Source organism: Rhodoferax sp. (genome assembly GCF_011391645.1).
Taxonomy (GTDB): Bacteria; Pseudomonadota; Gammaproteobacteria; order Burkholderiales; family Burkholderiaceae_C; genus Rhodoferax.
This window is the reverse complement of the sequence record NZ_JAABQC010000010.1, coordinates 1-19922: the sequence shown is the minus strand read 5'-3', so window position 1 is coordinate 19922 and position 19922 is coordinate 1. Positions and strand designations below refer to the sequence as shown.

18 protein-coding genes are annotated in these 19922 nt (G+C 61.8%); 8 read left to right on the top strand and 10 right to left on the bottom strand.

The window, feature by feature from the left end:
- On the bottom strand, positions 1-972 hold the full coding sequence (gene mltG, locus GPS82_RS02635; RefSeq protein WP_296490677.1) for an endolytic transglycosylase MltG: 972 nt from the start codon (positions 970-972) through the stop codon (positions 1-3).
- Between the two features lie 58 nt (positions 973-1030).
- Here mltG and GPS82_RS02630 point away from each other — a divergent pair, with 58 nt between their 5' ends.
- Entirely contained in the window at positions 1031-1966 is a 936-nt protein-coding gene (locus GPS82_RS02630; protein WP_296490676.1) for a folate-binding protein, read from the top strand.
- A 3-nt stretch (positions 1967-1969) separates the two neighbouring features.
- Here the strand turns inward: GPS82_RS02630 and GPS82_RS02625 are convergent, their stop codons facing one another.
- From GPS82_RS02625 to GPS82_RS02615, 3 genes are all read right to left on the bottom strand, one after another.
- On the bottom strand, positions 1970-2185 hold the full coding sequence (locus tag GPS82_RS02625) for a hypothetical protein (RefSeq protein ID WP_296490675.1): 216 nt from the start codon (positions 2183-2185) through the stop codon (positions 1970-1972).
- A gap of 13 nt (positions 2186-2198) precedes the next feature.
- A complete protein-coding gene (locus tag GPS82_RS02620) occupies positions 2199-2381 on the bottom strand; it encodes a DUF3563 family protein (RefSeq protein ID WP_296490674.1) in 183 nt (60 codons plus the stop codon).
- A 94-nt stretch (positions 2382-2475) separates the two neighbouring features.
- Positions 2476-3441, bottom strand: a complete 966-nt coding sequence (locus tag GPS82_RS02615) for an alpha/beta hydrolase (RefSeq protein WP_296490672.1) — start codon at positions 3439-3441, stop codon at positions 2476-2478.
- Between the two features lie 142 nt (positions 3442-3583).
- Here GPS82_RS02615 and GPS82_RS02610 point away from each other — a divergent pair, with 142 nt between their 5' ends.
- Entirely contained in the window at positions 3584-7216 is a 3633-nt protein-coding gene (locus GPS82_RS02610) for a transglutaminase family protein (RefSeq protein ID WP_296490671.1), read from the top strand.
- Positions 7217-7274: 58 nt separating this feature from the next.
- On the opposite strand, the gene GPS82_RS02605 is transcribed toward GPS82_RS02610, so the two are convergent.
- A complete protein-coding gene (locus tag GPS82_RS02605; protein WP_296490670.1) occupies positions 7275-7982 on the bottom strand; it encodes a ProQ/FINO family protein in 708 nt (235 codons plus the stop codon).
- Between the two features lie 68 nt (positions 7983-8050).
- Between GPS82_RS02605 and GPS82_RS02600 the strand changes: the two genes are divergently transcribed.
- The 3 genes from GPS82_RS02600 to GPS82_RS02590 are packed head-to-tail and all read left to right on the top strand — an operon-like array spanning position 8051 to position 12163.
- Complete coding sequence (locus tag GPS82_RS02600) at positions 8051-10699, top strand: circularly permuted type 2 ATP-grasp protein (protein WP_296490668.1); 2649 nt, start codon at positions 8051-8053, stop codon at positions 10697-10699.
- Entirely contained in the window at positions 10696-11694 is a 999-nt protein-coding gene (locus GPS82_RS02595) for a transglutaminase family protein (RefSeq protein WP_296490666.1), read from the top strand. The genes GPS82_RS02600 and GPS82_RS02595 overlap by 4 nt, the downstream gene beginning before the upstream one ends.
- Before the next feature lie 13 nt (positions 11695-11707).
- Positions 11708-12163: a RidA family protein gene (locus tag GPS82_RS02590; RefSeq protein ID WP_296490664.1), complete on the top strand. Its 456-nt coding sequence runs from the start codon at positions 11708-11710 to the stop codon at positions 12161-12163.
- A gap of 18 nt (positions 12164-12181) precedes the next feature.
- On the opposite strand, the gene folK is transcribed toward GPS82_RS02590, so the two are convergent.
- From folK to GPS82_RS02565, 5 genes are read right to left on the bottom strand one after another with little or no spacing between them, the layout of a single operon-like run.
- Positions 12182-12661: a 2-amino-4-hydroxy-6-hydroxymethyldihydropteridine diphosphokinase gene (gene folK / locus GPS82_RS02585; protein WP_296490662.1), complete on the bottom strand. Its 480-nt coding sequence runs from the start codon at positions 12659-12661 to the stop codon at positions 12182-12184.
- A complete protein-coding gene (pcnB, locus tag GPS82_RS02580; protein WP_296490660.1) occupies positions 12658-14247 on the bottom strand; it encodes a polynucleotide adenylyltransferase PcnB in 1590 nt (529 codons plus the stop codon). The genes folK and pcnB overlap by 4 nt, the downstream gene beginning before the upstream one ends.
- Before the next feature lie 23 nt (positions 14248-14270).
- Complete coding sequence (locus GPS82_RS02575) at positions 14271-14942, bottom strand: HAD family hydrolase (protein ID WP_296490658.1); 672 nt, start codon at positions 14940-14942, stop codon at positions 14271-14273.
- A complete protein-coding gene (gene hda, locus GPS82_RS02570; RefSeq protein WP_296490705.1) occupies positions 14939-15622 on the bottom strand; it encodes a DnaA regulatory inactivator Hda in 684 nt (227 codons plus the stop codon). Before hda ends, GPS82_RS02575 begins: the two co-directional genes overlap by 4 nt.
- Entirely contained in the window at positions 15622-16716 is a 1095-nt protein-coding gene (locus GPS82_RS02565; protein WP_296490657.1) for an AI-2E family transporter, read from the bottom strand. The genes hda and GPS82_RS02565 overlap by 1 nt, the downstream gene beginning before the upstream one ends.
- 98 nt (positions 16717-16814) lie before the next feature.
- Between GPS82_RS02565 and purM the strand changes: the two genes are divergently transcribed.
- The 3 genes from purM to GPS82_RS02550 all read left to right on the top strand — a co-directional run bounded on the left by purM (position 16815) and on the right by GPS82_RS02550 (position 19775).
- Positions 16815-17858: a phosphoribosylformylglycinamidine cyclo-ligase gene (gene purM, locus GPS82_RS02560; protein WP_296490656.1), complete on the top strand. Its 1044-nt coding sequence runs from the start codon at positions 16815-16817 to the stop codon at positions 17856-17858.
- Between the two features lie 127 nt (positions 17859-17985).
- Positions 17986-19179, top strand: coding sequence for an MFS transporter (locus GPS82_RS02555; protein ID WP_296490654.1), 1194 nt, complete (start codon positions 17986-17988; stop codon positions 19177-19179).
- A 35-nt stretch (positions 19180-19214) separates the two neighbouring features.
- Positions 19215-19775: an isochorismatase family protein gene (locus GPS82_RS02550; protein WP_296490653.1), complete on the top strand. Its 561-nt coding sequence runs from the start codon at positions 19215-19217 to the stop codon at positions 19773-19775.
- The last annotated feature ends 147 nt before the right edge of the window (positions 19776-19922 follow it).

The window sequence follows — 19922 nt, the reverse complement described above, 5'->3', positions numbered from 1 at the left end:
TTACTGTCCGCGTTGGTATTTGTTCACCGCACGATTGTGCGCGTCCAGGCTGTCACTGAACTGGCTGCTGCCATCGCCGCGCGCCACAAAGTACAGGGCGCTGCTGGCCACAGGTTGCGCTGCGGCCATCAGCGAGGCCTTGCCGGGCATGGCGATCGGTGTTGGCGGCAGACCGGCGCGGGTGTAGGTGTTCCAGGGCGTGTCGGCCAGCAAATCGCGCCGGCGCAGGTTGCCGTCAAAACGATCACCCATTCCGTAAATCACCGTGGGGTCGGTTTGCAGCAACATGCCCAGGCGCAGACGGTTGATGAAAACCGAAGCAACCAGCGACCGGTCACTGGCCTGGCCGGTCTCCTTTTCGACGATGCTGGCCAGAATCAGCAATTCGTCAGGGTTTTTCAGGGGGGTGTCAGTGGCACGCGCCTGCCATGCTGTCAAAAGATGTTTGTCCATGGCGTGCATGGCGCGCAAAAGCAATTTGATGTCGTTGCTGCCCTTGGCGTAGGTGTAAGTGTCCGGGTAAAAGCGACCTTCGGGATGGCGTCCGGGCTGACCCAATTTTTCCATGATGACACGATCCTCGAGCCCCTGAGAGTCCGGCTTGAGAGATTCTGATTTAAGGAGTGCTGCGCGCACTTGCTTGAAGGTCCAGCCTTCCACCAGGGTCACCGAGCGCAAGGCTTCTTCTCCGCGCGTGAGTTTGGCCAGCAAGGTGCGCGGGGTCAGGCCCACTTCGAGTTCATAACTGCCAGCCTTGATCTGCCGTGCCTGGCCGGACAGCCGAAACCACCAGTACAGCAGATCAGCCGAAGTTTGCACACCACTGGCCACCGTATCTTGCGCCACGCCTCGCGGTGTGGTGCCTGGCTCAATGGTCAGCTCCAGTGTGGAAGACGCGAGCGGCAGATTGTGGTTGACCCACCAAAACGCCCAGCCCCCCGCCGCCAGCGCCAACACCAAAAAAAATTTCATTAAACGTTGCACAACCCTACTGCCTTCCACCAAATTGAGTGGGCATGATAATTCACCCATGCACACACCACTCGAAGGCGTTGCCCCGCTGACACATTCAGGGCTGATCCGCGCGCAAGGCGAAGATGCCGCCAAATTCCTGCACAGTCAATTAACCAGCGATTTCTCGCTTTTGGGTTTGTCCGAAGCGCGGCTGGCCGGTTTTTGCAACGCCAAGGGGCGACTGCAGGCCAGCTTCATTGGCTTCAAGCGCACTCATTCAGATATTTTGTTGTTATGCAGCCAAGACCTTTTGGCAAGCACCATGAAACGCCTGTCCATGTTCGTTCTTCGATCCAAAGTCAAGCTCAGCGATGCCAGCCATGAATTCATGGTGTATGGGTTGGCGGGTTCAGCGGTGTCTGAGGCCGCCCAGGAATGGGCTGATGGCAAGGCTGGCGTGTGGAGCAAATCTGATCTGAACGCGATTACTCTGGTCAATCTTTACCCCGCAGATGGCGTACCACGGGCGCTGTGGGTGGCGCCAGCCGGTTCACCAGTCCCAACCGGTGCGGTCATGACGCCCGAGCAATGGGCCTGGGGCGAGGTTCGCAGTGGCATTGCCACGGTGACGCAGCCGATTTTTGAAGCCTTTGTGCCGCAAATGCTGAATTACGAATCAGTGGGCGGTGTCAATTTCAAAAAGGGCTGCTACCCGGGCCAGGAAGTGGTGGCGCGCAGCCAGTTTCGCGGAACGCTCAAACGGCGCGCCTACCTGGCGCACGCAGATACCGCTAACGCATTCAAGGCCGGGGACGAATTGTTTGCCCCCGATGACGCCAATCAGCCCTGTGGGCTGGTGGTGCAGGCGGCACCGGCGCCAGAAGGTGGTTTCGATGCCATCGTGTCGATGCAGATCAGCGCGTTTGAAGCGGGTGGCGTGCGTGCGCTGGGTTCCACCGGTCCGTTGTTAAGCCTGCAACCGGCCCCCTACCCCTTGCTGGCGGACATTTAAAAATCAGATCCGGCGCGCCAAGGGCCCGAGGGTCATTTTTTCCATCCGGTCAAGCTGCTGCTCAAACTTGGCCCAACGCAGCATGGAGCGTTCGATCAGCCCCACCTGCACGGCGTTTGCATATTGCTGGCGTGCCATGTCGAACGGCAGACTCCGCAAAGTTGCCATGGTGCTTGTGAAAGTCGCGAACGGTTTGGTCGAATTTTGAAGATTGTTCATGATTGGTTCTCCATCAAGGCATCTGGTTGCCAAAAATCAACCCGCGCGCGCCGTCACGGGCATCTCTGTCCATCAGTCGCATGCGACGTTGGAGGTCGCAGGCATCCGACGCTTCAGAAAGAAAGGCTTCATCAATTTCATGTTGCGTTTTAAAGCCGGGAATCAGAGCTTGGATGAGCTCTATCAGTTTGGACATGGTGAGTCCTTGTAAAGTTAATGTCAGGGAAGTATAAGGGTTTACCCTTACTCCCTTTATTGAGTGCGGGTTTTTGACCTTGTTCCATGTCGCCTCAAGGCGGCGAGTCGGACATAAACGCGTGTTTCAAGGCCCGCGCTGCATCCATGTGCGCCCGGCTTGCCTCGGGAATGGCGCGGCCCATGGTGATGAACCCATGGGTCACGCCGCGGTAGATATCAAGGTCCACTTCGACCCCCGAGGCGCGCAGCTTGTCGGCGTACTGCAGGCCTTCGTCCACCAGTGGGTCGCACTCGGCCAGCCCCAGCCAGACGGGCGCCACTGCGTCCACATCGTCGGCCATCAAGGGGGCAAAGCGCCAATCTTCACGGTCTGTCAGATTGGGGATGTAGAGGTCAAAGAAGTAGGCGATGTGGGCAGCTTCCAGCACAAAGCCATGGCCAAAGGTTTTGTGCGAAGGCGTGTCCTGATGGGCGCAACAGCCGGGATAGATGAGCAATTGCAGCTTCAGGGCCAAACCAGAGTCACGCGCCTGTAGCGCGCAGGCGGCGGCCAGCGTGCCGCCGGCACTGTCGCCGCCCACGGCGATCCGTGCCGGGTCCAGGCCTTTTTCGGCACCCCGCTCCGCCACCCATTTCAAGGCATCCCAGGCATCTTCGAACGCCACCGGAAAACGGTATTCGGGGGCCAACCGGTAGTCCACTGACAGCACGGCACAGTGCGCCAGGTGGCTCAGGTGACGGCACAACACGTCATGCGTGGCGATGCTGCCGATGGTGAACCCGCCGCCATGCAGGTACACCAGCACCGGCAGCGGGTCATGGCCAGGGGCGTAAAGGCGCACCGGCAATTCAAAACCGTCGCGCGCAGGCAGCGTGAAGTTTTCAACCCGTGGCAGTTTGACCGGGACCAGGTCCAGCACACCCGCATTGATCTCATAGGCGGTACGGGCTTGTTGCGGTGTCAGGGCATGCATCGGCACTTTGCCAGCCCGAGCCATACGCTCCAGAACGCCGTGCATGGCGGGAGTGAGCAAGGCGCGCGGGTTACGGTGACTCATGGTGGGGCTTGATCTTGTTACATTACTCACCCTGATGCTAACCAATCTGGTGACGACCGGTCGTTGACCTTGCTGGCACCAACATTGCTAGTTAGCAACTGTTCGCCAGACTCATTCCATTCAAATTCCAAAGACGCAACCCATGTCCATTCATGCTGCACTGAATCACATCACCCACTACAGTTATGACCGTCTGGTCAACCTTGGTCCGCAAGTGGTGCGTTTGCGCCCGGCACCCCACTGTCGCAGCAAAATCATTTCCTATTCGCTCAAAGTGGAGCCCGAGGGCCATTTCATCAACTGGCAACAGGACCCGTTTGCCAACTACCAGGCGCGCCTGGTGTTTCCGGACAAGACCAAAGAGTTCAAGGTCACGGTCGATGTGGTCTTGGACATGGCGGTTTACAACCCGTTTGACTTTTTTCTGGAGCCTGAGGCGGAAGAGTTTCCCTTCAGCTACCAGCCCGACCTGAAGCAGGAACTCGCCCCGTACCTCATGCCTGACCCGGTGACACCGCTGGTGCAGGCCTACCTGGACAAAATTGATTACGCCAAGCGCCGCAGCGTGATCTTTCTGGTGGACTTGAACACCTCGGTGCACCAAGCCATCAAGTACACCATCCGCATGGAACCTGGCGTGCAAACACCCGAGGAAACGCTGACGCTGGGCTCCGGCTCCTGCCGCGACTCGGCCTGGTTGATGGTGCAACTACTGCGCAACTGCGGGCTGGCCGCGCGTTTTGTGTCGGGCTACCTGATTCAGTTGAAACCTGATGTCAAGTCGCTTGACGGCCCAAGCGGCACCGAGGTCGACTTCACCGACCTGCACGCCTGGTGTGAGGTGTATCTGCCCGGCGCCGGCTGGGTCGGCCTGGATGCCACCTCCGGCCTGCTGGCCGGCGAAGGCCACATTCCGTTGGCCTGCACACCGCAGCCATCAGGCGCTGCACCCATTGAGGGCGGTGTCGATGAGTCTGAAGTGGAGTTTGCCCACCACATGCAGGTGACCCGCATTTACGAGTCGCCCCGCGTCACCAAGCCGTACACCGAAGAACAATGGGCCGACATCATGGCCCTGGGTGACGCGGTCGATGACGACCTGCAGAAGAGCGACGTGCGCCTCACCATGGGCGGCGAGCCCACTTTTGTGGCGGTCAGCGACCGTGACGCACCAGAGTGGAACACCGACGCACTTGGCCCGACAAAACGCGGCTTTGCCACCGAATTGGTGCACAAATTGCGCAAAGAGTATGGCGAAGGTGGCTTTTTGCACTACGGCCAGGGCAAGTGGTACCCCGGCGAGCAGCTTCCCCGTTGGGCGCTGAACATTTATTGGCGCGCCGACGGCCAACCGGTGTGGGCCGACCCGGCGCTGTTTGCCGACGAACGTGTGACCAGCCACTACACCAGCGAAGACGCGCAGCGCTTTACCAGCGTGCTGGCGAGTAAATTGGGCATCACCGACAAACACGTGCAAACCGCGTTTGAAGACAGCTGGTATTACCTGTGGCGCGAACGCCGTCTGCCGGTCAACGTCGACCCCTTCAACTCCAAGCTCGACGACGAAATGGAGCGCGCCCGCCTGTGCCGGGTTTTCACGCAAAAACTCGACACGCCCGTGGGTTATGTGCTGCCGGTCAAGGTGGCGGGCTATGACGACACCTATGGCGCGGCCTGGACGACCGGCCCCTGGTTCCTGCGCGACGAACGCCTGTACCTGATGCCCGGCGACTCACCCATGGGACTGCGCCTGCCGCTGGATTCACTGCCGTGGGTCAGCGAGGCAGATTTCCCCTACATGATCGAACAGGATCCTTCGACCCTGCGTGGCGACCTGCCCGTGTATGCCGAGCTGGCAGCCCGTTACGCGCCCGGCCAGACGGCGCCCGGACACGCCGCCACCACCAGCCACGCCCCCGGCATGGCTGGCCTGGCACTGGGTGCTGCGCGCCGCGCTGCGGCTGCGGTTACGGCAGCAAGCACTGCCACCGGGTCATCGACCCTGCCGTTTTTGGCAGGTTCCCTGCCACCGACAGAAGCCACACGGCTGATGCAAAACCCCACGGCCTTCGCCAGCCACACCAGCACCGCCAGCCACGCGCAAAGTACCTTGCAACCTGAGCCTGCCGACTTTGTCGACGCGCCGCAGTCCACCGACTTTGCCCGCATCCCTGCGCGCAAGGAATCCGCCCACTGGATCACCCGCACGGCTTTGTGTGTGGAAGTGCGCGACCCGCGCCGCGCCAGCGGCCCCAAGGCCGAAGCGGTGGGTGAAAAATCCAGCGCCATCTACGTCTTCATGCCGCCACTGGAGCGCTTGGAGTACTACCTGGACCTGCTGGCCGCTGTGGAAGCCACCGCGAAAGAGCTGGGTGTGCAGATCGTCATCGAAGGCTACCCGCCGCCGCGCGACCCGCGCCTGAAACTGCTCAGCGTGACCCCTGATCCGGGCGTGATCGAGGTGAATATTCACCCAGCCAACAACTGGAAAGAACTGGTTTACAACACCGAGTTCCTCTACAACGCCGCGTTTGAGTCGCGACTGTCGGCGGAAAAGTTCATGACCGATGGCCGCCACACCGGCACCGGTGGTGGCAACCACTTTGTGATGGGTGGTGCCACGCCGTCTGACAGCCCGTTCCTGCGCAAGCCGGAGTTGCTGGCCAGCCTGCTGTTGTATTGGCACAACCACCCGTCGCTCAGCTACCTGTTTTCCGGCATGTTTGTCGGCCCGACCAGCCAGGCACCGCGTGTCGATGAAGCGCGTAACGACCAGTTGTACGAGCTTGAAATCGCCATCGAGCAGATCTACAAAAACCGCGAAATCCACGGCCAGTCGATGCCGCCGTGGCTGATTGACCGCACCCTGCGCAACATTCTGATCGACGCCACCGGCAACACCCACCGCAGCGAAATCTCGATTGACAAGATGTATTCGCCCGACTCAGCCACCGGCCGTCTGGGCCTGCTGGAGTTGCGCGCGTTCGAGATGCCGCCGCACCCGCACATGAGCAGTGTGCAGCAGTTGCTGCTGCGCGCGCTGATTGCCCGCTTCTGGAAGACGCCCTACATGGCGCCGGCCACCCGCTGGGGAACTGAGTTGCACGACCGTTTCATGCTGCCGAAATTCATTGAGATGGATTTCCATGACGTGATGGCCGAGATGCGCGCCGCTGGTTTTGCGTTTGACGACAGCTGGTTTGCGCCGCACGTTGAATTCCGCTTTCCGCTGATTGGTTCGATCTGCTCGGCAGGTATCGAGCTGACCCTGCGCAACGCGCTGGAGCCGTGGCATGTGATGGGTGAAGAAGGCGCCCCGGGCGGCACCGCGCGCTATGTGGACTCCTCCCTGGAGCGCATTGAGGTGCGTGTCACCGGCATGAACGAGAGCCGCTATGTGGTCACCTGCAACGGCCGCGCCATGTCTTTGCAGCCCACTGGCGTGCAAGGCGAATATGTGGCCGGTGTGCGTTACAAAGCCTGGAACCCGCCAAGCAGCCTGCACCCGAGCATCGGTGTGCATGCGCCGCTGACCTTTGACATTGTGGACACCTGGATGAAGCGCTCATTGGGCGGCTGCCAGTACCACGTGGCGCACCCGGGCGGCTTGAGTTACCAAAGCCTGCCGGTCAACGCCAACGAGGCCGAAAGCCGCCGCCTGTCACGCTTCACTGCCGGCGGTCACACGCCAGGTGAGGTGAACGTGCCACCGGCCACCATCAACGTGCCAGCCAGCCGCGAGTTTCCGTTCACGTTGGATTTGCGGCGCGGCTGAAACCGGCTCCTGAACATCCCCCGGATCAAGCGCAGCGCAGCCCGGGGGCTGCTCCGTTTTATTTCAACGCCGTCTGCACCTCGCTGACACGCATGCCCAGCGCGTCAGCAAACGCCTCAATGCTTTGACCGCTGGCTTCAAAGGCCTTTTTCAATGCGGTGCGCCGGGCGCGCTGCTGCTCAACCTCGGCCAGCACCTCGTCGAGCAGCGCCTGAACCGCTTCAGTCGGAGTGCCAATGCGCGCCAGGTAGTCTTGTCGGGTCAGACCGGATTTTTCGAACGCGGCCAGCAGTTGGCTTCGCAATTTGGGCCGCAAGTCTTCCGTGCTGCGGGCCTGGCGGCGTTGAAACAATTCAACGATGGACAAAAACACGTGTTCGGGTGCCACGTCTTCGACCGGCTGGCCCTGCAAGTCGTGGCGTTTCTGGCCCGCGGCCACGCTTTGCAAATAGCGGGTGGAGCGGGTGTGCACGCCCAAGGCGGCCTTGAGCGATTCGCGTTTGAAATCCTCCGGGTGGGCCGCCAGCAGTTCCTGGAAAATACCCAGCTTGAGCGGCAGGAAGCGCTCGCCAAACAAATGCGGATACAGCTCAAACAGTTTTTCCAGCACAGGCTGCACTGAGGCGAAACGACTTTTTGACTTGGCAGGACTGACTGGCGCGTCAACCACAGTTGGCTTCTGCGGGCTTTCAGGAACGGCAGACGGCGCTGCCTCCTGCGGTACTTGGGTGGCAGGTTCGGCGTGTTCTTGGATGGTATCGGTCATGGCATGGATCAAATAGAAGAACCCGTGATTGTCAACCAAAGCGCCACTTCGCTGGCATACTCAGAGAAATGAGCGAAGCCTTTCATTTGCAACCAAAAGAAACCAGACCCAAGCCCGTCAGCGTGACCGAACTGGCTCAAGCCACGCAGGCAACGGTCGGACACTTTGACGAGTTGCGCGGCAAGGCTGCCGGCCTGTCAGACGCCTGGCATCAGTTTTTCTCCACACTGGACAATGACGCGGTCACCGACATGGACCAGCGAGCCGTCAATCTGGCGCGCCAGGTGCGTGACAACGGCATCACCTACAACGTCTATGCCGATGAAAACGGGCCGCAACGCCCCTGGTCGCTTGACCTGTTTCCACTGATCGTCGATCCCCAGAGCTGGCAGCGCATCGAGGCGGGTGTGTTGCAACGCATGCGCCTGCTGGAGCGCGTGATGGCCGATGTCTACGGGCCGCAAACTTTGCTGCACGACGGCTTTTTGCCGCCTGCCCTGGTGCACGCGCACCCGGGCTACCTGCGCGCCATGCATGGCGTGAAGCCGGTGGGCGGGCGCTTTCTGCACATTGCAGCTTTTGATCTGGCTCGCGGACCTGACGGCAATTGGTGGGTGGAAGCCCAGCGCAGCCAGGCACCGTCAGGTTTGGGATATCTGCTGGAAAACCGTCTCGCCATTTCAGCCCAGTTTCCCCGAGCCTTCCAGAGCCTGCGGGTGCAGCGCCTGGCCAGCACCTACCGCGCCCTGATGGACAGCCTCAAGGCCATGAGCCCCCAAGGTGCTGATGCGCATCTGGCCCTGCTCACGCCCGGCCCCTACAACGAAACTTATTTCGAACACGCTTATCTGGCGCGCTACCTCGGCCTCACGCTGGTGGAAGGCAGTGATCTGCTGGTGCGCGACGAATGCCTGTTCCTGAAAACACTCAAGGGGCTGGTGCCGGTGCACGGCCTGCTCAAGCGCGTGGATGACCAGTATCTGGACCCGCTTGAACTGCGTGCCGACTCCACGCTGGGCGTGCCCGGGTTGCTGCAAGCCATCCGGGCGGGCAATGTGCTGGTGGCCAATGCCCCGGGCTCGGCATTTCTGGAGTCGCCTGCCCTGCTCGGCTTCTTGCCCGCCCTGTCACGCCATTTGCTGGGCCAACAACTCAGCCTGCCGGCATTGCCCACCTGGTGGTGCGGTGAACGCAGCGCCATGGAAGAAGCCCTGCCGCGCTTGAACGACTGCGCCATCAAACCCACTTACCCGGGCTCGGTCGACCAGGGCAGTTTTGAGTCTGTGCTGGGCAACCGGCTCACACCACGCGAGGTGGATGAATGGGCCGGGCGCATCGTGCGGCATGCCGAAGAATACACTTTGCAAGGCTACACCCCGTTGTCGCAAATGCCCACATGGCAGGCAACGGGCGCGGTGGCCGCGGGCCAGGCCGGCAAGTTGCTGGCACGCTCGGTGATGTTGCGGGTGTTCGTGGTGTCAGATGGCGCCCAGGGCTGGCGCGTGCTTCCCGGCGGCCTGGCCCGCGTCGCCAGCGCAGGTGAAGAGATCACGTCGATGCAGCGCGGGGGCAGCAGCGCCGACGTCTGGTCCATGACCCGTGGCGAGGTTGATCACAGCACCCTGCTGGCGCCGCACCTGACGCCTGAGTCCCTGATGCAGCGCAAGCGAATGATCACCAGCCGTGCTGCAGAAAATCTTTTTTGGCTGGGTCGCTACACCGAGCGCGCTGAAAACGCCATCCGCCTGGCGCGCCTCACGCTGGAGTGTCTGCATGGCGAGGAACAATCCTCCGCGCCCTTGTTGACCTGGCTCAGCCAGATGGCAGTGGCCAACACCCTGGTGCTGCCGGGCGTGCCGTCGGCCTTGCAGGCGCCCCGGGTGTTCGAGCGCAGCCTGATCGACGGCCTGGGCACCACCACCGGTGCCACCAGCGTGGGTTATTACCTGCGCGCGCTCAAAATGGTGGGCTCCAGCGTGCGCGAGCGCCTGTCGCAGGAGCACTGGCGCATCATCATCCGCTGCGAAGAAGATCTGTTTGCGCGCTGTGCGCAACAGCGCCAGCGTGCTGATTTTTCAGCGCTTCAAGCGCTGCAGATTCTCAAGGACACCAGCGACCACATGGCCGCCATCACGGGCGCCCAGACCGATCGCATGACGCGTGACGATGGCTGGCGTTTGCTGAGCATCGGCCGCCACATTGAACGGCTGGGATTTTTGTCGTCGGCCTTGTTGCGCGGCCTTGACACCGGCAGCCTGCTCACCGATGGCGGCTTTGATGCCATGGTCGAACTGTTCGACAGCGCCATCACCTTTCACGCCCAGTTTCAGCAAAGCCGCGACATGACGGCGCTGGTCGACCTGCTGGTCATTGACCGCGACAACCCGCGCTCGATTTCATGGATCGCCCACACACTGCGGGGGCGTCTGGCCCGGCTCGCCGGCAGCGAGCCCAACCAGCTTTGCGCCCTGTCGCACAAGGTCCCCCACCCCGGCAGTTGGAGTCTGGCACAGTTGTGCGACAAGGCGCCCGACTTGGTCTCGCCCGCACCAGAATCAGACACCGTGCTGTCGACGGGCGGTGGCGCGGCGCGTTATGAGTTGCTCAAGAACGTGCTTTACCAGTGCAGCCATGCCAGTTTTGTGGTGTCGGATGAAATCAGCACCACGTACTTCACCCACAGCGGCCTGGTCAACCAAAGCCTGGGGGCTTCATGAGGTTGCAGATTACCCACGAGACGCTTTACAACTATGTGCCTGCCGTTGAGACGGCTCAGCACATGGCTTATCTGACGCCGCTGCACAACGCGAACCAGACCCTGCTGGGCCACAGCTTGCAGGTTAGCCCCGAGCCGGCGCAGGTGCATACCACCGGGGATGTGTTCGGCAACACGCGCAGTTTTTTCTCGCTGCAGGTCCCGCACACCCGGCTGCAGGTGATCGCCACCAGCCAGGTGAACACGCAAACCGTGCGTTTGCCCACCAGCGACATCACTTGGGAGGCGGTGCGCGAGCACTTTCGTTATCGGGCCGGCGCCCCCTTTGATGCTGCCAACGAATTCGTTTTTGTCTCGCCGATGGTGCCGCGCGACGCCGAATTTTTGGCTTACGCCAGACCCAGTTTCACGGCAGGCGCGGGCCTGATGGCGGCGTCGATTGACCTGATGCACCGAATCCACCGCGACTTCAGCTATGAGAGCCAAAGCACCCAGGTCAATACCCCGGCGCTGGAGGCGCTGGCGCAGCGCAAGGGAGTGTGCCAGGACTTCGCCCATATTCTGATTGCGTGCCTGCGCAGCCTGGGCTTGCCGGCGCGCTATGTCAGCGGCTATTTGCTTACCCTGCCTGCCCCGGGCACGGTCAAGCTCAGGGGCAGTGATGCCTCGCATGCCTGGGCCGCGGTGTACCTGCCTGACCTGCCCGAGAGTGAGCGCTGGCTTGATCTGGACCCCACCAACGACCGCGCCGGTTGGCCATCCCCGGGCGAAGACTATGTGACGCTGGCCACCGGAAGAGATTTTTCTGATGTCTCGCCCATGCGTGGCGTCATCCACGGCGGCGCCAGGCACACGCTCAAGGTGGGCGTGACCGTGGAGCCGATGGCAGCGCCGCTGGTCTTGGCGCGACAAACGCAAAGCCAGAGCCAGGGTCAAGGCTTCGGGCCAAGTCAGAGTCAGAGTCAAAGTCAAAATTCAAGCTACGACAAAACCTGAAAGAGGAAAAATCATGAGCATTTACGCCAAACTCTCACAACTCGGCATTACCCTGCCTCCGGTGGCTGCCCCCGCTGCCGCTTATGTGCCATTTGTCCAGACCGGTAACCTGGTGTTTTTAAGCGGGCACCTGGCCAAGAAGGATGGCAAGGTCTGGGTGGGTCAATTTGGCAAGAACATGACTGCTGAAGAAGGCAAGGCCGCCGCCCGCGCGGTTGCCATCGACCTGATGGGCACGCTGCACGCCGCGGTGGGCGACCTGAACCGCGTGACGCGCATTGTCAAGCTGATGTCGCTGGTCAATTCCACCGGCGACTTCACCGAGCAGCATCTGGTCACCAACGGCGCCAGCGAGTTGCTTGGCGAGATATTCGGCCCCGTGGGCGCCCATGCCCGCAGCGCCTTTGGCGTGGCGCAAATTCCGCTCGGGGCCTGCGTTGAAATCGAGATGATTGCCGAACTGGCCTGAGCCGGTTGACCACTTCTGTCAGGTCAGCCGTTCAATTCCCTGGGATGCCACCGCGCCAAGTTGGGCGCGACTCACCTTGTCCGGCGCAATCTCGGCCAGCGGCACCAGCACAAAAGCCCGTTCCCACAGGCGCGGGTGAGGCACCTGCAGCGTGGGGCTGGCAATGCTGGCGTCACCGTACAACAAGATGTCCAGGTCGAGTGTGCGCGGCGCGTTGCGATGCGGTCGCCGGCGCCCTGCCCCATTTTCAAGTTGTTGCAGATGCTGCAGCAGCGCAAGGGCGTTCAACCGGGTTGAAACAGCCACCACCGCATTGACAAAATCAGGCCCGGTGGCCTCAAACGGTGCTGTGCGGTAAGTGCTTGACGCGGCGATGAGCCGGGTGCTTGGCAAACGCGCAATGGCCTGAATGGCTGCCAGCACCGATGCCTGCGCGTCGCCCAGGTTGGCACCCAGCGCGATCCAGGCCACCACCTCCGGGTGATCGGGAACTGTCACACCGGCTGGTCTGGCGCTGCCGCATCGCCGGTGCCGCGACCCGGCGAGCGACGACGCCGGCGGCGTTTCCTGGGCGCGTCTGAGCCATCGCCCGATACCGAGTCAGTGGCCAGTCCTGACCGATCTGGTGCGGCTTGGTCGGCAGTTGATGGCGGTGCCGCTTCGTTGGCCGCCCGGCCCGGCACCGAGTGCACCCGTGGGGCGCGCGGCGGCCGCACGCGCTGCTGCTGTTCCAGCTTGACTTCATCGACCATGTCGTTGCGCAGGTCGTCGTTGGCCAGACTGAAGGCTTCCCACCAGTCCGACAGCACCACGTCAAGCTCGCCAATTTCAGCGCGCAAGCGCATGAAGTCAAAGGCGGCCCGAAAGCGCGGTTGCTCCACCAGGCCAAAGGGGGCGCTGCCCACGCGTTTTTCGAAGCGCGGCTGCATCAGCCAGATTTCACGCATGTCACCGGCCAGCTTACCGCGGCCCGACACGTCGCCGATGCGGGCATTGAACACGTCCTCGATGGCGTCCTGCAAGGCCGGGTGCGAATGCTGATTTTTCATGCGCGCGGCCCAACCGTCGCGCACATCGGCCCACAACACACAGGCCAGCAGAAAACTGGGTGCCACCGGTTTGCCCTCGCCCACGCGCCGGTCAGTGTCGAGCAGGGCCGACTGCACAAAGGGTGTTTCGGCGCGCTCCACCACCACATCGAGCAGCGGGTAAATGCCGTGCGCCAGCCCCAGCACCTTGAGCTGCTCAATGGAAGCCAGCGCGTGGCCGGTTTGCAGCAACTTGAGCATTTCGTCAAACAACCGGCTTTGCGGCACTTCAAGCAGCAGCGCTTTGGACTTGACCAGCGGTGTCGCCGTCTTGGGCTCCAGCTTGAAACCCAGCCCATTGAGCTTGGCGGCAAAACGGATGGCGCGGATGATACGCACCGGGTCTTCGCGGTAGCGCGCCTGCGCGTCACCAATCATGCGGATGACACGGTTCTTGGAGTCCTTGATGCCGTGGTGGTAGTCCACCACGATCTGCGTTTCCGGGTCGTAATACATGGCGTTGATGGTGAAATCGCGGCGCACCGCGTCTTCTTCCTGCGGGCCCCAGACGTTGTCGCGCAGCACCCGGCCGCTGCTGTCCACCGCGTGTTTCATGCCGGCCAGCTCGCTCTTGCTGGTCTTCTCGTTGCCCGCCACCTGCTCGGCGGCCACATTGTCCAGATAGGCGCGGAAGGTCGACACCTCGATCACCTCATGCTCGCGACCCCGCCCGTACACCACATGCACGATGCGAAAGCGCCGGCCGATGATGAAGGCGCGCCGGAACAGGCCCTTGACCTGCTCCGGCGTGGCGTTGGTGGCCACATCGAAGTCCTTGGGCGCGAGGCCCAGCATCAGGTCGCGCACCGCACCGCCAACGATGTAGGCCTCGAAACCCGCCTGTTTGAGCGTGCGCACCACGTTGAGCGCGCGCTCGTCCACCAGATTGGGGTTGATGCCATGTTCCTGCGGGCCGATTTCAGCGCGTTTGCCGAATGGATGCTTGATTTCTGGGGCAGATTTGCCCAAAAGCCGATTGATGAATTTTTTAATCATTGTTGCCTGTGTTTTTAATTATTCTAAAAAAGCTCAAGTATGCGCCAGCCGCGATCCAGCGCAAGCGCGCGAAGCCGGTCGTCGGGGTTGGTGGCTACCGGGTGTGTCACTTTCTCCAGCAGCGGCAGGTCGTTCATGGAGTCGCTGTAAAAGGTGCTCTGCACCGAGTCCCAACTCAGGCCACGCTGGCTCAACCACTGCGCCACCCGCGTCACCTTGCCCTCGCGAAACGACGGTGTTCCAGCAATCTCGCCGCTGAACCAGCCACTCACAGGGTCGCGCTCCAGCATGACGGCAATCAGTTCTGGGACGCCAAAGGCATCGGCAATCGGACGTGTGACAAACTCATTGGTGGCCGTCACGATCAGCACCGCGTCGCCCGCTGATTGGTGCTGTTGCAGCAGTTTCAAGGCCTGGGGCAGGATGGCGGGCTGCACCACGGCTTTCATGAACTGCGCGTGTGCAGCCGTGGACTTGGCCGCGCCTTGCGTGCACAAGGCAGCCGTGGCAAAACGTACATATTCGTGAATGTCGAGGCTGCCAGCTTGGTATTGCGCATAAAAGGCGTCGTTTTGCCGGTTGAATTCGACCGCATTGTGCCAGCCCAGCGAGGTTGTGAAAGCATTCCATTCGTAGTCAGAATCTATCGGGATCAGGGTGTGATCCAGGTCAAAAAGAGTCAATTTGCAGGTCATGTGTTGTCCATCATGGCTTTGATCAGGGGAATCGTGATGGCGCGCTGGGTTTGCAGTGCGTAGCCGTCCATCAGGTCGAGCAGTTCCATCAGGCTGCCCAGGTCGCGGCTGAAGCGCGTCAACATGAAATCCATGACCTCGTCGCTCAAGAAAATACCGCGTTCATCCGCCGTCTGGCGCAACACGGCGCGCCGCTCGGGCTCACTCAGGGCCTGCAGTGCAAAGACGTGGCCGCCGCCCAGGCGGGTACGCAAGTCATCGCGCAACTTCAGGTCGGCCGGTGGCAGGCTGCCGGTGGCGAAGACCGCAATTTGCAGGGTTTGCGCGTGAACAAACCAGTTGAATGCCACCTGCTGCTGCGCCGTGCTGAAGGCATGCACGTCATCCATCAGCACGCAGGCCCAGGTTTCATCAAACTCGGCGGGCGCCTGCAGGTCGGCATCGAGCCACCCCGCCTTGTCGCCCTGGTCCTGCAGCGCGGCGCGCAAGGCTTTCAGCAAATGGGTTTTACCGCAGCCGGTGCCGCCCCAAAGGTAGCTGGGCACGGGTGAACGCAGCGTGCTGCCCGCGCGCCCCAGCCAAAGCTTCAGATGTGCCAGCGCAGCCCCGCTGGTACCAGCGCAATAGTTAGCCAGGCTGGGCCCGTTGGGCAGGCTCATGTCCAGCACCAGTTGTTGCATCATGCGCTCGGCGAGTCCTGATAAAGCGCGCTGCGCAGGTAAGCTGTTTGCAGCCGGCGAATGGCGACCAGCAACACGGCGCTCAGCGGCAAGGCAATCAACACGCCGACAAAACCCAGCGTGTGGCCAAACGCCAGCAAGGCAAAAATGACCGCCAACGGGTGCAGGCCAATACGCTCTCCGACCAGGCGCGGGGTCAAAAAGAAACTCTCAATCAACTGACCCAGGCCATACACCACGGCCACCATCAACAGCGCGCTGACCTGACCGGCCTGCGCCGAAAATTCAAGAAAACCGGCCAGCGTGGCCAAAATCAGCCCGAGCCCGAAACCGAGGTAGGGAATCGCCACCGCCAGGCCGGTAAAAACCCCGATGGGCAAGGCAAGGTCCAGGCCAAACAGCGCCAGCCCGGCACTGTAATAAACCGCCAGCACCAGCATCACCAGCATCTGGCCGCGCAGGTATTGCCCCAGCACGGCATCGGACTCGGTGGTGAAGCTGTCGACCGCTGCACGCAGGCGGGGCGGTACCAGCACCAGCAGCAAGCCGATGATGCGGCGCCACTCCATCAGCAGATAAAACAGCACCACCGGGATCAACACCGCATTGCCGATCACCGACAGCGCCACACTGCCGCCCAGCTTGGCTGAAGCCATCAAACGGCCCAGCAAGTCTTCAAAATTGGCACTCAGGTGCTCCATGGCGAAGGCCTTGAGGCCGGCCACGTCGAACGACACATGCAGGCCGAACTGCGCCAAAAACGGCTGGATGAACAAGTTAAACCGGTCCAACAGCGGGGGCACCTGCTCGCGCAACAGCGGCAACTGCTTGATCAGGATGGGCACCACCAGCAGCATCAGCGCCAGCAGCATCAGCAGGAAAACAACTTCCACCACCACCACCGCCAGCAACCTTGGAATGCGACCCCGGCCCAGGTTGTCGAGCCAGTCGACCACTGGCGTCAGCGCATAAGCCAAGATGGCCGCCACCACAAACGGAGTCAGCACTGGCGCCAGCAGCCAAAGCACCGTCAGGGTGCCCAGCAACAGCGCCATCCAGGCAGCAGCTCTTTTTTGTGTGGAAGTAAATTGCATAGAAACGGCCAAAGGCCAACCCCTTAAAATCAGGCCAAATTCTATCGGGCTTACGGCTTCCCGCCCGAGCCACCCTTTTGCCTCACCTGCACATCGTCATGACCCAATCCTCCACCCCTCTTTCCTACAAAGCCGCTGGCGTTGACATTGACGCGGGCGACGCCTTGGTGGAACGCATCAAACCGCTCGCCAAAAAGACCATGCGCGAAGGCGTGCTGGCCGGCATTGGCGGCTTTGGCGCGCTGTTTGAGGTGCCCAAACGGTACAAGGAACCGGTGCTGGTGAGCGGCACCGACGGCGTGGGCACCAAGCTCAAACTGGCGTTCGAGTGGCAGATGCACGACACCGTGGGCATCGACCTGGTCGCCATGAGCGTGAATGATGTGCTGGTGCAAGGCGCCGAGCCGCTCTTTTTTCTCGATTACTTTGCCTGTGGCAAGCTCGATGTGGACACCGCCGCTGCCGTGGTGGGTGGCATTGCCAAAGGCTGTGAACTGTCTGGCTGCGCGCTGATTGGTGGTGAAACCGCTGAAATGCCCGGCATGTACCCGGCCGGCGAGTACGACCTGGCCGGCTTTGCGGTTGGCGCGGTGGAAAAATCCAAAATTCTGACCGGCGCCACGGTCCAACCCGGCGACGTGGTGCTGGGCCTGGCCTCCAGCGGGGCGCATTCCAACGGCTTCAGCCTGGTGCGCAAATGCATCGAGCGCTCAGAAAGTGCCGGCACCGTGCCCGCCACCCTCGACGGCAAACCGTTCAAGCTGGCGCTGATGGAACCCACCCGGCTTTACGTCAAGAACGTGCTGGCGGCGCTGGCCGCCCACCCGATCAAGGCGCTGGCGCACATTACAGGTGGCGGCTTGCTGGAAAACATCCCGCGCGTGCTGCCCGACGGCACGGCCGCCCATCTGGTCAAAGGCAGCTGGCCGCAAACCGAGTTGTTTGCCTGGCTGCAGGCCACGGCGGGCATTGACGACATCGAGATGAACCGCACCTTCAACAACGGCATCGGCATGGTGGTGGTGATTGACGACGCCCATGCAAAGGCCTGCGCAGCCATGTTGCGCAGCGCCGGTGAAACGGTGTACGAGATCGGCGTGATTGCCCCGCGCGGCGACAGCGCTGCCGTGTTGGTGCGCTGAGTCCAGCGTCAGGAACCGGTGTCGACATCGCTTCCATGAACCGAAACCTATCGCGGCGAGGGCGCCGCTCCCACAACAATCCTGATGCCTTTGCTGGAGGCCCGCCGTCGGGCCGATGGATGTAAGCATGTCGGCACAACCTCAGCCCTTGCGCAAGCTGCCCGCCGGCATCTGGGCGCTGGGCTTTGTCAGCCTGCTGATGGATGTGTCGAGCGAACTGATCCACAGCCTGCTGCCGGTGTTCATGGTCACCACCTTGGGCATCAGCGTTTTTGTGGTCGGCTTGATAGAGGGCGCGGCCGAGGCCACGGCGCTCATTGTCAAGGTGTTTTCGGGCGCTTTGAGCGACTACTGGGGCAAACGCAAACCGCTGGCGGTGCTGGGCTACGCACTGGGGGCCTTCACAAAACCGTTGTTTGCGCTGGCCACTTCAGCCGGCTGGATCGTCACCGCCCGGCTGGCAGACCGGGTCGGCAAAGGCATTCGCGGCGCACCGCGCGACGCGCTGGTGGCCGACATTGCGCCGCCCGAGTTGCGCGGCGCCGCCTTCGGCCTGCGCCAGTCGCTCGACACCGTGGGCGCTTTTTTGGGGCCAATGCTGGCCATCGGCTTCATGCTGCTGTGGCAGGATGACTTTCGCGCCGTGTTCTGGGTCGCCACCGTTCCTGCCATCATGTGCGTGGCACTGCTGGTTTGGGGCGTGCAGGAGCCGGAGCGGCCCGTCACGGCCAAGCGCGTCAATCCCATCAGCCGCGCCAACCTGACCCGTTTGAGCCCTGCCTACTGGTGGGTGGTGGGCGTGGGCGCGGTGTTCACGCTGGCAAGGTTCAGTGAGGCTTTTTTGGTGCTGCGTGCCCAGCAAGGCGGTCTGGCGCTGGCCTGGACACCTGTGGTCCTGATCGCCATGAACATGGTTTACGCCGGGTGCGCCTATCCGTTTGGCAAGCTGGCCGACAAAATGCGGCACACGACTTTGTTGGGCTGGGGCCTGCTCCTGTTGATCGCCGCCGACGTGTTGCTGGCCATCAGCAACAGTGGCTGGGCATTCTGGCTGGGCGTGGCGTTATGGGGCTTGCACATGGCCATGACGCAAGGTCTGCTGGCCGCCATGGTGGCCGACACCGCGCCGGCCGACCTGCGGGGCACCGCCTACGGCTTTTTCAATCTGCTCAGCGGCGTTGCGCTGCTGCTCGCCAGCGGCTTGGCGGGCTGGTTGTGGCAATCTTTCGGAGCTTCGTTCACCTTCATGGCGGGTGTTGGCTTTGCCGCCGTGGCGCTTGCATTGTTGGCACTGCAGCCGCGCGGACTGCGCCGCTCATAAGCTCTTGTTTCGGCTTTTCAACCTGGAGTTTTTTCATGAAGACCTGTCTTATCCTGATCGACGCACAAGAGTCCTTCAGGCAACAGCCCTATTTCACTGACGCCGACCTGCCGGCCTACATTGCCGCGCAAAACGCGCTGATTGACGGCTGCGTGGCGCAGGGTGTGCCGATCGTTCGCGTGTTTCATGTCGATGGCCCCAAGCTTGCCAGCAACGCGTTTGCGCTGGAGTCCGGTCACGTCAAGCCGCTGGCCGAGCTCCATACGTTCGAGGCCGGCGCCATCTTTCACAAGAGCCGCCACAGCGCGCTGGTGGGGACCGGGCTGGACGTCTGGCTGATCGAAAACGGCATCCAGAAGCTGATCATCAGCGGCATTCGCACCGAGCAATGCTGCGAAACCACCACCCGCCACGCCTCCGACGTGGGCTGGCGTGTGGACTACTGCCTGGACGCCACCCTGACCTGGGACATGCAGCATCTGGACGGCTCGGTGCTGACGGCGGCGGACATCAAGGCACGCACCGCGGCCGTGCTCAAAGACCGCTTTGCGACCATTTGCAGTGTGCAGCGGGCGCTGGCGGGGGCCAAGGGCTAGAAAACCCGCACCCGACTCGCGGCTTTTCATGCCATCATCAATCCCTGCCTTTGGGGCCAGGAGGATATCAAATCCGTTGATGTAGATAAATTTCGTCTCTGTCGAGTTCTTTGTAATCCATAATGGACGGATTTACAATCCAAATTG

Coding starts and splice junctions, on each gene's coding strand:
- mltG (WP_296490677.1), bottom strand. CDS start 972: ATGAAATTTTTTTTGGTGTTGGCGCTGGCGGCGGGGGGCTGGGCGTTT.
- GPS82_RS02630 (WP_296490676.1), top strand. CDS start 1,031: ATGCACACACCACTCGAAGGCGTTGCCCCGCTGACACATTCAGGGCTG.
- GPS82_RS02625 (WP_296490675.1), bottom strand. CDS start 2,185: ATGAACAATCTTCAAAATTCGACCAAACCGTTCGCGACTTTCACAAGC.
- GPS82_RS02620 (WP_296490674.1), bottom strand. CDS start 2,381: ATGTCCAAACTGATAGAGCTCATCCAAGCTCTGATTCCCGGCTTTAAA.
- GPS82_RS02615 (WP_296490672.1), bottom strand. CDS start 3,441: ATGAGTCACCGTAACCCGCGCGCCTTGCTCACTCCCGCCATGCACGGC.
- GPS82_RS02610 (WP_296490671.1), top strand. CDS start 3,584: ATGTCCATTCATGCTGCACTGAATCACATCACCCACTACAGTTATGAC.
- GPS82_RS02605 (WP_296490670.1), bottom strand. CDS start 7,982: ATGACCGATACCATCCAAGAACACGCCGAACCTGCCACCCAAGTACCG.
- GPS82_RS02600 (WP_296490668.1), top strand. CDS start 8,051: ATGAGCGAAGCCTTTCATTTGCAACCAAAAGAAACCAGACCCAAGCCC.
- GPS82_RS02595 (WP_296490666.1), top strand. CDS start 10,696: ATGAGGTTGCAGATTACCCACGAGACGCTTTACAACTATGTGCCTGCC.
- GPS82_RS02590 (WP_296490664.1), top strand. CDS start 11,708: ATGAGCATTTACGCCAAACTCTCACAACTCGGCATTACCCTGCCTCCG.
- pcnB (WP_296490660.1), bottom strand. CDS start 14,247: ATGATTAAAAAATTCATCAATCGGCTTTTGGGCAAATCTGCCCCAGAA.
- GPS82_RS02575 (WP_296490658.1), bottom strand. CDS start 14,942: ATGACCTGCAAATTGACTCTTTTTGACCTGGATCACACCCTGATCCCG.
- hda (WP_296490705.1), bottom strand. CDS start 15,622: ATGCAACAACTGGTGCTGGACATGAGCCTGCCCAACGGGCCCAGCCTG.
- GPS82_RS02565 (WP_296490657.1), bottom strand. CDS start 16,716: ATGCAATTTACTTCCACACAAAAAAGAGCTGCTGCCTGGATGGCGCTG.
- purM (WP_296490656.1), top strand. CDS start 16,815: ATGACCCAATCCTCCACCCCTCTTTCCTACAAAGCCGCTGGCGTTGAC.
- GPS82_RS02555 (WP_296490654.1), top strand. CDS start 17,986: ATGTCGGCACAACCTCAGCCCTTGCGCAAGCTGCCCGCCGGCATCTGG.
- GPS82_RS02550 (WP_296490653.1), top strand. CDS start 19,215: ATGAAGACCTGTCTTATCCTGATCGACGCACAAGAGTCCTTCAGGCAA.